Annotated in this window: 13 protein-coding genes; 6 read left to right on the top strand and 7 right to left on the bottom strand. The window is 44.3% G+C overall.

Going from position 1 to position 13395, the window contains the following annotated elements; genetic code table 11:
- The first annotated feature begins 177 nt into the window (after nucleotides 1–177).
- The gene (locus AU377_RS07165) at nucleotides 178–501 is read left to right on the top strand and encodes a DUF3889 domain-containing protein (protein WP_067407210.1); all 324 of its coding nucleotides are present in this window, start codon (nucleotides 178–180) and stop codon (nucleotides 499–501) included.
- Between the two features lie 6 nt (nucleotides 502–507).
- Here AU377_RS07165 and AU377_RS07160 read toward each other — a convergent pair whose 3' ends face one another.
- The 3 genes from AU377_RS07160 to AU377_RS07150 form a co-directional block, all read right to left on the bottom strand.
- A complete protein-coding gene (locus tag AU377_RS07160; protein WP_172794037.1) occupies nucleotides 508–1515 on the bottom strand; it encodes a nitronate monooxygenase family protein in 1008 nt (335 codons plus the stop codon).
- A gap of 160 nt (nucleotides 1516–1675) precedes the next feature.
- Complete coding sequence (locus tag AU377_RS07155; RefSeq protein ID WP_067406225.1) at nucleotides 1676–2434, bottom strand: SDR family oxidoreductase; 759 nt, start codon at nucleotides 2432–2434, stop codon at nucleotides 1676–1678.
- Complete coding sequence (locus tag AU377_RS07150) at nucleotides 2421–3365, bottom strand: MBL fold metallo-hydrolase (protein ID WP_067406222.1); 945 nt, start codon at nucleotides 3363–3365, stop codon at nucleotides 2421–2423. Before AU377_RS07150 ends, AU377_RS07155 begins: the two co-directional genes overlap by 14 nt.
- 195 nt (nucleotides 3366–3560) lie before the next feature.
- On the opposite strand from AU377_RS07150, the gene AU377_RS07145 reads away from it, so the two are divergent.
- The 3 genes from AU377_RS07145 to proC all read left to right on the top strand — a co-directional run bounded on the left by AU377_RS07145 (nucleotide 3561) and on the right by proC (nucleotide 7252).
- Nucleotides 3561–4709 (top strand): SPFH domain-containing protein, encoded by a 1149-nt coding sequence (locus tag AU377_RS07145; RefSeq protein ID WP_067406218.1) that lies wholly within the window; start codon nucleotides 3561–3563, stop codon nucleotides 4707–4709.
- A gap of 19 nt (nucleotides 4710–4728) precedes the next feature.
- Nucleotides 4729–5850, top strand: coding sequence for a hypothetical protein (locus AU377_RS07140; protein ID WP_067406215.1), 1122 nt, complete (start codon nucleotides 4729–4731; stop codon nucleotides 5848–5850).
- A 595-nt stretch (nucleotides 5851–6445) separates the two neighbouring features.
- Nucleotides 6446–7252 carry a pyrroline-5-carboxylate reductase gene (proC, locus tag AU377_RS07135; RefSeq protein WP_067406212.1) on the top strand — a complete coding sequence of 269 codons (807 nt, stop codon included), beginning with the start codon at nucleotides 6446–6448 and terminating at the stop codon, nucleotides 7250–7252.
- 67 nt (nucleotides 7253–7319) lie between these two features.
- Here the strand turns inward: proC and AU377_RS07130 are convergent, their stop codons facing one another.
- The 3 genes from AU377_RS07130 to AU377_RS07120 form a co-directional block, all read right to left on the bottom strand.
- The gene (locus AU377_RS07130; protein ID WP_067406209.1) at nucleotides 7320–8690 is read right to left on the bottom strand and encodes an amino acid permease; all 1371 of its coding nucleotides are present in this window, start codon (nucleotides 8688–8690) and stop codon (nucleotides 7320–7322) included.
- Nucleotides 8691–8932: 242 nt separating this feature from the next.
- On the bottom strand, nucleotides 8933–10162 hold the full coding sequence (gene lhgO, locus AU377_RS07125; protein WP_067406206.1) for an L-2-hydroxyglutarate oxidase: 1230 nt from the start codon (nucleotides 10160–10162) through the stop codon (nucleotides 8933–8935).
- 61 nt (nucleotides 10163–10223) lie between these two features.
- Nucleotides 10224–11096, bottom strand: coding sequence for a LysR family transcriptional regulator (locus AU377_RS07120; protein ID WP_067406203.1), 873 nt, complete (start codon nucleotides 11094–11096; stop codon nucleotides 10224–10226).
- 144 nt (nucleotides 11097–11240) lie between these two features.
- On the opposite strand from AU377_RS07120, the gene AU377_RS07115 reads away from it, so the two are divergent.
- Both AU377_RS07115 and AU377_RS07110 read left to right on the top strand, forming a co-directional pair.
- Nucleotides 11241–12377 carry an AbrB family transcriptional regulator gene (locus tag AU377_RS07115; protein ID WP_067406198.1) on the top strand — a complete coding sequence of 379 codons (1137 nt, stop codon included), beginning with the start codon at nucleotides 11241–11243 and terminating at the stop codon, nucleotides 12375–12377.
- Nucleotides 12378–12455: 78 nt separating this feature from the next.
- The gene (locus tag AU377_RS07110) at nucleotides 12456–13040 is read left to right on the top strand and encodes a hypothetical protein (RefSeq protein ID WP_067406195.1); all 585 of its coding nucleotides are present in this window, start codon (nucleotides 12456–12458) and stop codon (nucleotides 13038–13040) included.
- Between the two features lie 123 nt (nucleotides 13041–13163).
- Here AU377_RS07110 and AU377_RS15895 read toward each other — a convergent pair whose 3' ends face one another.
- A complete protein-coding gene (locus tag AU377_RS15895) occupies nucleotides 13164–13352 on the bottom strand; it encodes a YesK family protein (RefSeq protein WP_156450403.1) in 189 nt (62 codons plus the stop codon).
- Between the last annotated feature and the right edge of the window lie 43 nt (nucleotides 13353–13395).

The raw sequence follows: 13395 nt of genomic DNA, 5'->3' as shown, positions 1-13395 counted from the left end.
GCTCAAATCATTTCCACCTTCTCATTGCCTGTTAAACATTCAAAGTTTAACACACAGGAAAGAAGAAAAATAATGTAATAAGAACGATATTTTGGTGAATCGGCACCAGGTTGAAATGCATACTCGCATGAATCAAAACAAACAACACATCCTACAAAAAAGGAGTGGAGTTTAATGATCCGAAAAATAGTGATTGCACTTGGTGTGTTGATGACCGTTTATTCAACGTCGACACAGATTCCAACAATGCTGCAAGCACAAGTTCCGGCTTATGCGAAATGGGGGCAGCTTGCCATGGTAGAAACACACGCCAAATATCCAAAGGCCAATATTGTCGATTATCTCCACGAAGGTAGAGAAACGGAGGGCGAAGAAACGATTGAAAAATTTAAACTGTGGCTGAAAGAAGGGAATCGAGAATTTGGCGTGTTTGTGAGAATCCGGTTTGTGACCAAAACAGAAAAAGTGGTAAAGATTACGATGCAGGAAACTGACCGATAACTGATCTTATGAAAAGTGGTTCAGGAGATCCCGCACGCTTCCTTCCCTGCTCAAATGCACACTTTCCCCTGCCCATAGTGACATGAACGCAGGCTTTCCTTCGCTCGCCGCGACTTTTCGAATTTCTTTCGTTAAATCGTTTTGATAAGGGTACGGCGCAATGACTGCCTCTTGCATTTCTTCCATGAAACGATTACGAATGCCGCGTGCGAATTTGCCGGAAAATGCAGTCGTTAGCGCGGTGCATCCTTCTTCTGCCTCTACAATTGCTCGCTTATAAAGTGGATGGGCGCCGCTTTCATCGGACGCAAGCAATGCCGTACCGATTTGGACAGCTCCTGCACCCGCGTCCAACATGCGGTTCATCAGTTCTTTCGTCGCAATGCCGCCCGCTGCAATCACTGGAATGTCAACAGCACTAACGATTGCCGGAAGTAATTCAACGAGTGAAATAAACTTAATGTCTCCAAGGAAAGAACCGCGATGTCCGCCCGCTTCGCTTCCTTGCGCAACGACCGCATCCATTCCAGCATCTTCTGCCAAAATCGCTTCTTCCACTGTTGTAGCCGTGCCGATCAGAAAAATACCCGCTTCTTTTAATCGACGGATTATTTTTTCCTCTGGCAGCCCGAATGTGAACGAGCAGATGGTCACGCCTTCTTCTAGTATGGCTTGCACTTGTCCATCGAATTCATGTTTTGAAAGCGTTAATAGCTCCGAAGAAATGCCTAGTTCATTTCTAATCGGCTGCAGTGCCTGAGATGCTTGATGTAATTGTTCTTCGCTAGGCTCTACTTGTTCCGGCACGAATAAATTGACAGCAAAAGGCTTCTTTGTGCGTTTTTGCACATCACGAATAAATGTCCGAGTTTCTTCTTTTGACAAATAACCCGCACCAATCGAACCAAGCATCCCCGCTTCTGCAGAGGCTGCGACAAACTCCGGTGTCGTCACACCTGCCATCGGCGCTTGAATGATCGGCAGTTCCATTCCTAACCGTTTTATCAAGCTCATTCCACTCTCCTCCAATCGTATACGTTTTTTTGAACATCGAGTTCTCTTCCATTTACTTTCACTGCAAGCTTTATATCCACTCTACCTTCACACGGTAAATTGTATCAATTATTAAAACAAACGTGAATGTCAGAATCGTTCGGGTGCCTGGCACCAGTTGCTATTTTTTGGTAAAAAACTTCCGTCCAATCCGCTCGACAAGCCCAGGGGCGATGGCATGCAATTTACTCGTTACCCCCATATAGCCCGGCAAGTTCACTTCTCGGACAGGTTGTTCGATCGTTTTGATGACGGCATCACAAACTGCATCGACCGATAGCAAATGGTTGCCGAGTGCTTTTCGGTAATGTCCGGTGTCGTCGGCTACGTCTAAAAACGGTGTGTCGATCGGACCGGGATGGATCGCTGTGACATGGATCCCGAACGGCGCAACTTCCATGCGAAGTGCGTCGGTAAAGCCGATGATGGCGTGTTTCGATGCGGCATAGACGGCCGCTTTGGGTGTGGCGACTTTGCCTGCCTGCGAGCCAATATAAATGAGGTGGCCGCTTCCCCGTTGGATCATGTCCGGCAATAATCGTTTTGTCAGCTGCATTGGAAGGATCGCATTCATGTTCATCATGTCGTGCATCGCTTCATCAGACGTTTCGTGCGCGGTGGCAAATCGACCAACCCCAGCTGAAAAAACGACGATATCCGGCGTTCCGACTTGCGTGAGTAAGAAATCCACCTCTTCCGGGCGGGATAAATCAGCCCGTACCATGTGCGCGCCTTCGTTTTGCAATGTCCAGATGGCGTCGGGGGCTCTACCCGTTCCGATGACATGATAGTGATCTTGATCCGCCAACAGTTTTTTCGTCAGCGCATACCCGACACCGCTTGTTGCGCCTGTAATAAAAACAGATTTACGTTTGTGCATACCATAAAACACCTTTTTCATCTCTTCGTTCTTCGATCAATCCCTTATGAAGGAGAAAGTCCACTTGCCCTACCGTTTGAGAAAGTGTGAGGCCTAGTTGTTTTTCGTAGACAGCTGGAAAGATTTGCCTCGTTAATTGAAAAATAGTTTGCGGCTTTTCTTCCATCATTCCTAACACTTTCATTGCGCGTGTTTCCTGCAGCTCTAGCCGCTCTTTTATTAATACATGTGCATTCCTCACTTCATCTCCGTGGCCAGTATAAATAAGGGTAATTGGTAAATCTAGTAGTCTTTTTATCGAGTGATTATATTGCAGCAACGACCGTGGACGTCCCGAACTTTGATCGAATGGCGGTTCAATGAGCGGGTTTGAAGAAACTTTGGCCAATAAAAGATCACCACCGATCATCGTGCCGGACGTTTCGTGCCAAAAAACAAGGTGACTCTGCGCATGTCCCGGTGTTTCTATGACACCCCATCCTTCATGTCCGGGTAGTGCATCACCTTCACTCAGAAACTGATCGAGCGGTCGCTCTCCCATCAACTGCACGGATCGCCCCTTGCGATCTACCCAAGAGTAATGGTGTTCTGGCACACCTGCCTCTTTTAAACACGCCAAGTAAAAAGCGTCATGAAACGCGAAAAACTCGTCGTCTCTTCTTAGCCAAGGGTCATTATAGGCATGTCCTAAAATATTCGCTCGATCGAACGCCTCGATCCAGCCTGCATGGTCGGGGTGGTGATGCGTTAACACCACTTGGTCGATATCCCGAAAAGTATACCCCGCTTCCTTCAATCCCCACTTAAGTGCCTCATACGCTTCCGGCGTCTTAAGACCGGCATCGATTAATGTGAGCGCATCTCCTTTGAGGAGAAACGCGTTGACATCCCCTACCGCAAACGGCGTAGGCATTGTAATTTTATGTATCATAGAATCCCACCTTCTTTGAATCTTAAAATGAATGACTGTTCAGGCTATTGTACCTTTTTTCTAGGATGACGTCATCCCTCTAGTTGGCCAACAGTTGAAATAGGTGGTTGTCGGAATATGCTATAATGAAGGTTCCAATTAGAGATTAACTATTTGATCAATATACTAGTTGAATCAAATAAGGGAGGCAACAAGATGGGATTATTCGGATTTTTTAAAAGTCAATTTATCGAAGTCATCGAATGGACGGATACCGACACAAATACAATGGTATACCGCTTTCCAGTTCACAATAATGAAATTAAAATGGGTGCGGAATTGACCGTGAGAGAGTCGCAAGCTGCGGTTTTCGTCAATGAAGGGGAAATTGCGGATGTTTTTGGCCCAGGCCGCCATTTATTATATACGCAAAATATGCCGATTTTAACGAAGCTGAAATCGTGGAAACACGGTTTCAATTCCCCATTTAAAGCGGAAGTCTATTTTGTCAACACGAAGCAATTTGTCAATCAAAAATGGGGCACATCAAACCCGATTATGATGCGGGATCCTGAGTTTGGCATGATTCGATTACGAGGGTATGGCATTTATTCCTACCGGGTGTCGGATCCAGCTGTTTTCCTAAAAGAGCTGTTCGGAACGAATGCGTCCTACGATACAAGCAACATTGAAAACCATTTGAAAAAGATGATTTTGTCCGGGTTGACGGATCTATTTGCCGAATCTCGCATTCCAGCCCTTGACCTCGCGATGTATTACGATGAATTAAGCGGCCAAGGAAAAGAGAAAATGCGGGAGCGATTCAAAGCATTCGGTTTTGAAATCACTTCTCTTTATATTGAAAATTTATCGCTTCCAAAAGAAGTGGAAGAGGCGATGGATAAAAGAACGTCCATGGGTGTCCTTGGCAATCTCGGACAATACCAACAGTACCAAGCGGCGGAAGCGCTTCGAGATGCGGCGAGAAACGAAGGAAGCGGATTGGCTGGTGCGGGTGCAGGACTTGGTGCAGGAGCGGCTCTTGGGAATGTCATGGCAAACGTCTTTTCGGGAAATGCACAGCAGCAGGCCGCCCCTGTCAATGAGCAAACTGCAAAAACGACTTGCCCGCATTGCCAAGCACGTATTGCAGAAGACTCTAAGTTCTGCCCAGAATGTGGCAATGCCGTGCAACCCCAAAAAGTACCATGCATGCATTGTCAAAAAGAGATCGATGCAGATGCCAAATTTTGCGGCGAATGCGGCGGGAAGCAAGTAAGCCATCGGACGTGTACAAAATGCGGAAAAGAAAACACGCCGACTGCAAAGTTTTGCAGTGACTGTGGAGACAACTTAAAGCCATGAGTTTTAATGGGGTGATTGCGTGACAGATTTAATCGAAAATGGCGATGAAAAGGCAAAGATCGAACAAACAGCCGTGACGCAATGTGCGTCTTGCGGCGGCAATATGGAATTCTCACCCGAAACAGGCGCGCTTCAATGCCCGTTTTGCGGCAGTACGCAAGAAATCGAACGTACGCAAAACAACACGATTGAGCTCAACTTTTTAGAAGCGCTGGAAAAGGAAGACCATAGCTGGGATGACGAAAAACGTGTGTTTACATGTGACAGCTGCGGTGCGGAAACGTTGTTGGATCAAGATAAAGTAGCCGACTTTTGTTCGTTTTGCGGTTCCTCCCACATTACGGTCAGTGATCACCATGCGGGTATAAAACCTGCTTTAGTCGTCCCTTTCCAAGTATCTGAAAAAGAAGCTGTTGAAAAATTTAAAGTATGGATTCGGAAGCGCTATTTCGCGCCGAATGAGCTGAAGAAAACGTATCGCTTGAATCGTTTGTCGGGAGCTTATATCCCCTACTGGACATTTGACGCCGATACACAATCGGCATATGTTGTGCAAGTCGGCACATACTATTATGTTACAGTCACGCGCACCGTATATGAGGACGGACAGCCGCGGCAAGTGACGGAGCAAGTTCGGAAAATTCGCTGGCATATGGAAAGCGGCCGCTACAATGAATTTTTCGATGATGTCCTTGTGAAAGCATCTGAAAATGTCGCAAGTGGACTTGTGAAACGGATTGAGCCATTTCATTTAAAGGACCTTGTAGATTATAAAATGGAATACTTATCGGGGTTTTTGGCTGAACGCTATTCGATTTCATTGCCGACTGGATGGCAAGACGCGCAACAAATAATAGATCGGCGAATCGAAAATGGGATTCGCGGCCAAGTGTATGGAGATATTGTCAACATCACAAGTGTTTCGACAGATTATCAAGACATCACATACAAGCATATACTGTTGCCAATATGGATTTCGTCCTTCCGTTATAAAGACACGGTTTATCGATTTTTAGTCAATGGACAAACCGGGAAAGTGAGTGGCAAAGCACCTATCAGTACGGGGAAGGTGGCGCTTGTTGTCATTGCAGTTATGATGTTAGTTGCCTTTATTATCGCATTGTTAGGAAATTATAGTTAGAGGCATTGACATTATTTTTCAGACATGCCATAATCGTTCTAATTCATGAACGACTCAGCCTGTTGACAAACCCTCACATTCGTCGTTGGGGCCTACAGGATGTAGGTCATGCATCCGTTGCCGCAGGACGCGGCGAACTTAGGATGCCTTCCTTATTTGCTCGCCCGCTCATGAACCTTAGTTCTATTCGCGTCTTCGCTCGACTTCGCGCGGACTCGCACGATGCGAGTCATGCAGGCGTTGCGACAGGACGTCGCGCTTAGCCTGCCTTCCTTGACAAGCGTTTTCAATCAGGCTGAGGATATGCTTGGTACGGAATATCTACTTTAAAAACATAGACTGACGTTGACGAAGACGAGTAGCTGCGGAAATGGGTCTAGAGAATGTGGTCACCGGCTGAAAGCCACATCCCCTCTCCCGCAGTGAACCTCCTTCCGAGTCGCTGTGGAAACATAGCCGTCCCTTTTGCGTTAAAAAAGGAAAAAGTAGTGCTGGCTGTCAGCTGGCAAATTTAGGTGGTACCGCGGAAACATGCGTTTTCGTCCTTTGGATAGGACGGAAGCGCATGTTTTATTTTACTGAAGGAGTGGTTAATATGAGATCGATTGCGTTTATCGGCGCAGGTTCCATGGCGGAAGCGGTCATGGCTGGAATCGTAGAACAAGGTGTATTGGAACCGAAGAATATTTTTGTGACAAACAAATCCGATGAAAAACGGCTCCTTTCCCTCAAGCAACAATATGGCATTTCTATTTTGACGGATAAATACTTATTACATGAAGTAGATCTCATTGTCTTTGCGACGAAGCCGAAAGATATCCAAAAAGCGATGGCAGACACAGCCCCATTTATCAATGAACAAGCGGCAATTTTATCGGTCATTGCCGGTGTTTCCATCCAAACATTGGAAAATGGATTGGGCAACCGGCCGATTGCGCGCTCCATGCCGAATACGTCCGCGACAATTGGCAAATCGGCAACAGGTGTGGCAATGAATGTCGCAGTCGATGATGATATGCGGCGTCATATTCTCGGGTTATTAGGCGGAATTGGGTTAGTCAAAGAGGTTGAAGAAGATGATTTGCATGCGGTCACTGCGTTGTCCGGAAGCGGCCCTGCTTATGTCTATTATTTGGCGGAAGCACTGGAAGCGGCGGCGATGACGAAAGGGTTGTCCAAAGACGTAGCACGGGAGCTCATTATCCAGACGATTGAAGGGGCGGCGGCCATGATGCGCCAAACGAAGACGGAGCCTGCGGAATTAAGAAAGCACGTCACAAGCCCAAACGGCACAACGGAAGCAGGGTTAAAAGCTTTAGAGGGCAGATTATTCAAGGAAGCGATCGCTGAGTGCATTGACAAAGCAGAGGCTCGTTCCCGGGAATTGGGTGTGTTATCTTGAAATAAGAAAGATGAATGATGACAAAAAACCAGCCGAGTTTTTCACATCAGCTGGTTTTCGTCAAGATTTAATTTAAATGCGCCGCCTCTTGCTCAACTTTTACTTGCCGTGTCTTATAAGCCACAATGAGTAAAATAAACCAAACAGGCGTTACGAATAAAGCAATACGGGTATCTTCCGCAAGCGCCAGTACAACGAGAATAAACGCTAGAAAAGCAAGTATCAAATAATTAGAGAATGGATAAAGCGGCATTTTGAACGTGCTTTCTTTCGCTAGATTTGGTCTCGTTTTGCGATATTTCAAGTGGCTGATGACCGTGATGCCCCAAATAAAAACGAAACAAACGGTAGCAACACTCGTAATGAGTGTGAATACACCCTCTGGCATAATGTAGTTCAATACAACTGCGATCAGAATGACAACGGTTGAAAAGAACAGTGCATTGGAAGGCACTCGATTGCGCGTTAGTTTTGTTAAGGGAACAGGCGCATGTTTTCCCTTGCCAAGCGAGTACAGCATCCGGCTTGTACTAAAAATGGCACTATTACACGCCGATGCAGCAGATGTTAGGACAACAAAGTTGATGATGCCGGCTGCTGCGACGACTCCAATTGCAGCGAAGACTTGAACGAATGGACTTTCCAATGGATTGATGGCATTCCATGGATAGATGCCCATAATGACAATGAGTGCACCGACATAAAACACTAAAATCCGAATTGGAATATTATTGATCGCTTTTGGGATCACTTTTTTCGGATTTTCTGTTTCCCCCGCCGTCAGTCCTACAAGCTCAATCCCAGCAAACGCAAAAAGAACCATTTGGAATGACAGGATAAAACCGTAAACGCCGTTCGGGAACATGCCGCCATGGCTCCATAAATTGGAGAAGCTTGACGCGCCCGAATCTGTCGAAAAGCCCGTTACAATCATAATGACACCGATTACAATCAATGCCAAAATCGCAATCACTTTAATTAAAGCAAACCAGAATTCCATCTCACCAAAAAGTTTCACAGTCGCAAGGTTCATAATGAGTAAGACGACAAGTGCGATTAATCCTGGCATCCATTGCGGAACTTCCGGAAACCAAAACTGAATATAAATACCGACTGCTGTTAAATCTGCCATAGCGATTGAAATCCAGCAAAACCAGTACGTCCAACCGGTGATAAACGCAGCCATATTTCCTAAATAATCTTGCACAAAATCTACAAAAGAATTATAGTTCAAGTTCGATAACAGCAATTCACCAAGCGCTCGCATAATTAAAAAACAAATGGCACCAGCGATTAAATAAGCAAATAAAATCGATGGCCCTGCTAAGTGAATCGATTTTCCTGCTCCTAGGAATAACCCAGTACCGATCGCACCCCCGATTGCGATCAGCTGTACATGCCTATTTTTTAGGCCTCTTGCTAATTCTTGTTGTTGCATCCCATTCCCCTACTTTCTCTGCTTTTCTAAGGTGTTTGTGTTAAGAATGATGTTACTTGTAGAAATTTTACCATAATATTATTTACAATACACATTTTTTTCGCATCAGCTTTTTTGTTCGTCAACTAATACGCTCCAACATGAAAAAGAACATCGCCCGTTTCAGCGATGTCCTCATTCAAATCTATAATGATCTTATTCGTTAAAATATCCTCTTTGACGCGGTAAACATTGTCTTTCCATTAAACATAAGCTGTCTCCTCCGTATCTTTTTCCAATAGATGAGAGTTGCCAGAAATTCTTCGTACAATTTCTTTTCCGATTTCAATGGAAGCGGTCGCTGCGGGTGACGGGGCATTGCACACATGGATCGTATTTTTCCCCATAATAATATTAAAATCATCCACCATATTCCCGTCTGAACTAAGTGCCTGCGCTCTTACGCCTGCAGGGGCTGGGATTAAATCTTCTTCCCTTATTTCTGGAATGAGTTGCTGTAAACTCTTTGTGAATCGCTTTTTGCTAAAGGAACGCGCGTATTCTTCCATTCCTTCTTTCATAAAATTATTGGCCAAAATCCAAAAGCCTTTGAATCTTAGCACTTCAGCAAGATCTTTTGCGCTAAAATCTGTTTTCTTATATCCCTCCCTTTTAAAGCTTAAGACCGCATTCGGTCCGGCATCGACTTCTCCGCCAATCATTCTTGTAAAGTGAACCCCTAAAAACGGGAATTTTGGATTCGGCACAGGGTAAATGAGATGCTTCACTAAATGTCTTTTTTCAGGAACGAGATTGTAGTACTCTCCTCTAAACGGAACAATTTGCATATCGGTTTTATATCCCGCAGCGAATGCGACACGGTCACTATGTAAGCCGGCGCAGTTAATGACTGTTCTCGCTTTTAATGTCTCATTTTTCGTTTCGACAATGACTTGATCATTTTCCTCAATAATTTTTTCAACTTTGGCATTGAGCTTAATTTCCCCGCCATTACCTTGAATAATTTCTGCAAATTTCTGACTGACTTGCTTATAGTTCACAATGCCAGCTTGCGGCACTCGAATCGCACCTAATCCGCTGACATGCGGCTCTATTTCTTTTAATTCATCGACGCCAATTTTTTGGATCGCCAGCTTGTTTTCAAGCCCTCTATTGTACAAATTATCGAGTAAAGGAAGCTCTTCTTGGGACGTTGCGACGATGACTTTACCGCATATATCATGCTCAATTCCGTGCATCTCACAAAAATCCGTCATCGATTGGCTGCCTTTTCTCGCGAATTCTGCTTTAAAACTACCAGGTTTATAATAAATGCCTGAGTGAATAACCCCGCTGTTATGCCCTGTCTGATGCGATGCAATTTCCGCTTCCTTTTCCAGCACAACTACTTTCGCGTTTGGAAATCGATCATATAATGCCATTCCGGTTGACAGTCCAACGATTCCCCCGCCAACGATTAAAAAATCATACATCCCCTCACATCCCCCTTTTTAATCAATCATTTCCATATACTTTAACAAGCCGCCTCACTTTTTAAATATCTTCGTCCAAGTCCAATTGTTCGATAAAATCAACAAAGGCTTTGACGATGTTTAATTGCAAAGACTCCTGATGGAAAAACATCCATGTTTTCCGGATGATCGGTTTCCCGTCCTGATCGGTCAAGTCTATTTTATACAGATGATCTGCATCGTTGACAATCAAGCTGGGTAGAATGGCGTAGCCTAAGCCGTTCAGCACCATTTTCTTACAAGTATCCGCTTTGTTCACCTCAATACTGACGAGTGGTGGCTGGGTGAAATTTTCATACCACCATTTTTCAACAGTCGTTTTCAATAAAGAATCTGTCTGATACTCAATTCTCGGCAACGAAGGAAGATGCTGTATATCAATTTTTTCTTTTGAAACAATGCATAAGGTCTCTTCGAATAACAGACGTTTTTGATCTTTCCACGTGTAATCTCCTCTCACAAAACCAACATGGACCTCTTGGTTATAAACCATTTGGGCAATATGAGCACTAAAGTCTGTCGTAACCTTAAATTCGATATTCGGGTATTGATCTTTGAATCGTTTCAACAAGTTAGGAAGCTTATAATCTGTAAAATAACTTGTCACACCCAGTTTTAAAACACCCGCGACTTCATCTTCCATATTCAAGACATTTTCTCTCATTTTTTGCGTCATGAAAAGCAATTCCTGTGCACACTTAGCGAGGTACTCTCCTTGCGGCGTAAATTGTACGCCGCGTCTTCCTCTATTAACAATTTTAACGCCAAATTCTTGTTCCATTTGCTGCAGCCGGTTCGTGAGCGCCGGCTGGGAAATAAATAACTGTTGGGCAGCCTTTGTGATATTTTTTTCCTCATAGAGCGTCTGTAACACGAGCCAATCCCGTTCATTCAAGTGGAAAAACCCCCTTCAGACATCACAATATTTGATGGTTAAACATCAATAACCACTATTTTATTTATTGCTAAAAGTGTACTACAGTTACTAGTACATGCAAGCAAGACTATTTTAATAAAACAACTGAAAGAAGGGGGCAACATGTTTAGGCACAATGCATTTCTACATTCGTTGAATGTAATTGTTTTAAGTGGAGTCGGCGGCTTTCTACTTTCTTTAACAGGTATTTCAATCGGTTGGATGATTGGCGCGCTGCTCGCAGCAACCATTCTCTCTCTACGATATGGAAAACAGCAAGATGAAAGCCCCGTACCACATATCGGAATTCCAAAATATTGGATGGCGGTCGGACAATGTATGTTAGGCATTGAACTGGGAAGGAAAATGAACAGCACGTTTTTTTTCACTTTTCAAGACCATTGGTTAACGATTAGTACGATGCTTCTTCTATCCATCGTTTTCGCCTTACTTTCTGGTCTCATTTTATGGAAATTCACAAAACTAGATTTACTGACAAGTTTTTTTGCTGCTGCACCTGGAGGGTTGTCCACGATACCGGGCATTGCGGAAGAACTTGGTGCTAACACCGGTGTAGTGAGCATTGCACAGACGATGCGGATCTTTTTAGTCGTCCTGACGATTCCCGTCATTCTATCTTTTAGCATGGGACCACCTGTTGAGGCTGTTCCTGAACTTAGCGCTTCTGTTAGCCCGCCATTTCAAATGGGGCATATTTGGGGAACTGCATTGTTAGTCGGCATTGCATGGTTCGGCTATTTCTTTGGAAGGTTTGTAAAATTCCCGGCGCCTTGGCTACTTGGAAGCATGGTAAGTGTAGCCCTTCTGCAAATGGTTAGCACGATCTTTTTGAATGCGGAGCTGCAAGCATGGTGGCCTTCCGGAATGATCGTTATTTCTCAAGTTCTGATTGGCACAAGCATCGGTTCCCGCATACATCGAAGCATGTTTCAAGGGCTGAAGAAAATAGTGTTCTTTTCAATGGTAAGTACCATCTTCCTCATCTTTACAATGTTTCTCAGCGCCTATCTCGCTTCTCTACTGACGGACTTGCCTTTCATCACGACTGCATTGGCATTTTCTCCGGGCGGCATATCGGAAATGACGACAACGTCAATTGTTCTTGGCGGAGACTCAACATTTGTGCTAGCAGTCCAAGTATTAAGAGTCATCGCGGTTTGCGTCATCCTTCCACCGCTTTTTAAGCTCATTCAGTATTGGGAGATGAAAAAGAATGCACATGAACATCAATCTGCCTAAATAAGCACTTGGTGAAACTTTTCAAACTATATAGTCGTATATTGATCAAGCAGCTGTTTGGAATGAGGAGGAGAGATCATGAATAGAAAACATATGCGTAAGAAGTTGTTTTTTACACTCTTCACTTGCTTATTGTTCACGGGATGTTCGGCACAAACGAAAAAGGATTCAAGTGAGCAAGCGATTCGGGCGGTGCTCCAACAGCAATTTACCGCGCCTGATGCCGAATATATCCGATTAGCTGAAGAGGTTGAAAAACAATTACTGGAGAATAGGAAGGAAACTGCGGACCCTCAAGGCGTTGTATCACTTCCCGAAGGTGCGCCGGAGCTGCAAGAAATGGAAGCATATGTAAAAGAAACATTTGATCCATACTTCACAGAAAATGGTTATGAAAATATGAGACCGTTGCTATTTTTCTACCACTGGTCGACCATGGACTATGAACTGGAGGTAACGGATCTTTCTATCAACCAAAGTGACGTCGCGCCGACTCATTATGACTTTATTGCCCAAGTTTTGTATACAAATCGTCAGGGACAAACGCTGCCATTTGAAATTACCGGTACAGCGATTTGTCCGGAGGAAGGAAAAATCGGGAAAATGACAGTCGATGATCATGGGCTCATGCAACAAATGCAACAAGATTTTCCTCAATCATGACAAAGAGCCTTCTCAGTTAGCGGGAGAAGGCTCTTTAGTTTTGTCCGAACCACCTTTTCAGTAAACGATAGAAATATAATAAGAGTGCCGCAAGCAGTCCCATCCCCATTAATAACAGGGACATCATGCCCCATGCCATGCCATGCCTTCCCAACCACCAATGAGAAAAATGCTTGCGACAAAAAGTGTGATGCCAAATTGACATACGATATAAGGAATGAAATACATTTTACGGTGTTGGAAGACATATTTGCAATAAGCCCATCCGATGCAAAACAGAACTATACTCACAAACCAGATCACATACTCCATGTGTTCCCTACTTCAATTTATAAGTTAAATATAAAAATATTGC

Source organism: Sporosarcina sp. HYO08 (genome assembly GCF_001563475.1).
In the GTDB taxonomy this organism is placed as follows: domain Bacteria; phylum Bacillota; class Bacilli; order Bacillales_A; family Planococcaceae; genus Sporosarcina.
This window is presented reverse-complemented; position numbering and strand designations above follow the sequence as displayed.

Excerpts from the sequence above, each read along its gene's own strand:
- AU377_RS07160 (WP_172794037.1), bottom strand. The coding sequence starts at position 1,515 with ATGAGCTTGATAAAACGGTTAGGAATGGAACTGCCGATCATTCAAGCG.
- AU377_RS07155 (WP_067406225.1), bottom strand. The coding sequence starts at position 2,434 with ATGCACAAACGTAAATCTGTTTTTATTACAGGCGCAACAAGCGGTGTC.
- AU377_RS07150 (WP_067406222.1), bottom strand. The coding sequence starts at position 3,365 with ATGATACATAAAATTACAATGCCTACGCCGTTTGCGGTAGGGGATGTC.
- AU377_RS07145 (WP_067406218.1), top strand. The coding sequence starts at position 3,561 with ATGGGATTATTCGGATTTTTTAAAAGTCAATTTATCGAAGTCATCGAA.
- proC (WP_067406212.1), top strand. The coding sequence starts at position 6,446 with ATGAGATCGATTGCGTTTATCGGCGCAGGTTCCATGGCGGAAGCGGTC.
- AU377_RS07130 (WP_067406209.1), bottom strand. The coding sequence starts at position 8,690 with ATGCAACAACAAGAATTAGCAAGAGGCCTAAAAAATAGGCATGTACAG.
- lhgO (WP_067406206.1), bottom strand. The coding sequence starts at position 10,162 with ATGTATGATTTTTTAATCGTTGGCGGGGGAATCGTTGGACTGTCAACC.
- AU377_RS07115 (WP_067406198.1), top strand. The coding sequence starts at position 11,241 with ATGTTTAGGCACAATGCATTTCTACATTCGTTGAATGTAATTGTTTTA.
- AU377_RS07110 (WP_067406195.1), top strand. The coding sequence starts at position 12,456 with ATGAATAGAAAACATATGCGTAAGAAGTTGTTTTTTACACTCTTCACT.
- AU377_RS15895 (WP_156450403.1), bottom strand. The coding sequence starts at position 13,352 with ATGGAGTATGTGATCTGGTTTGTGAGTATAGTTCTGTTTTGCATCGGA.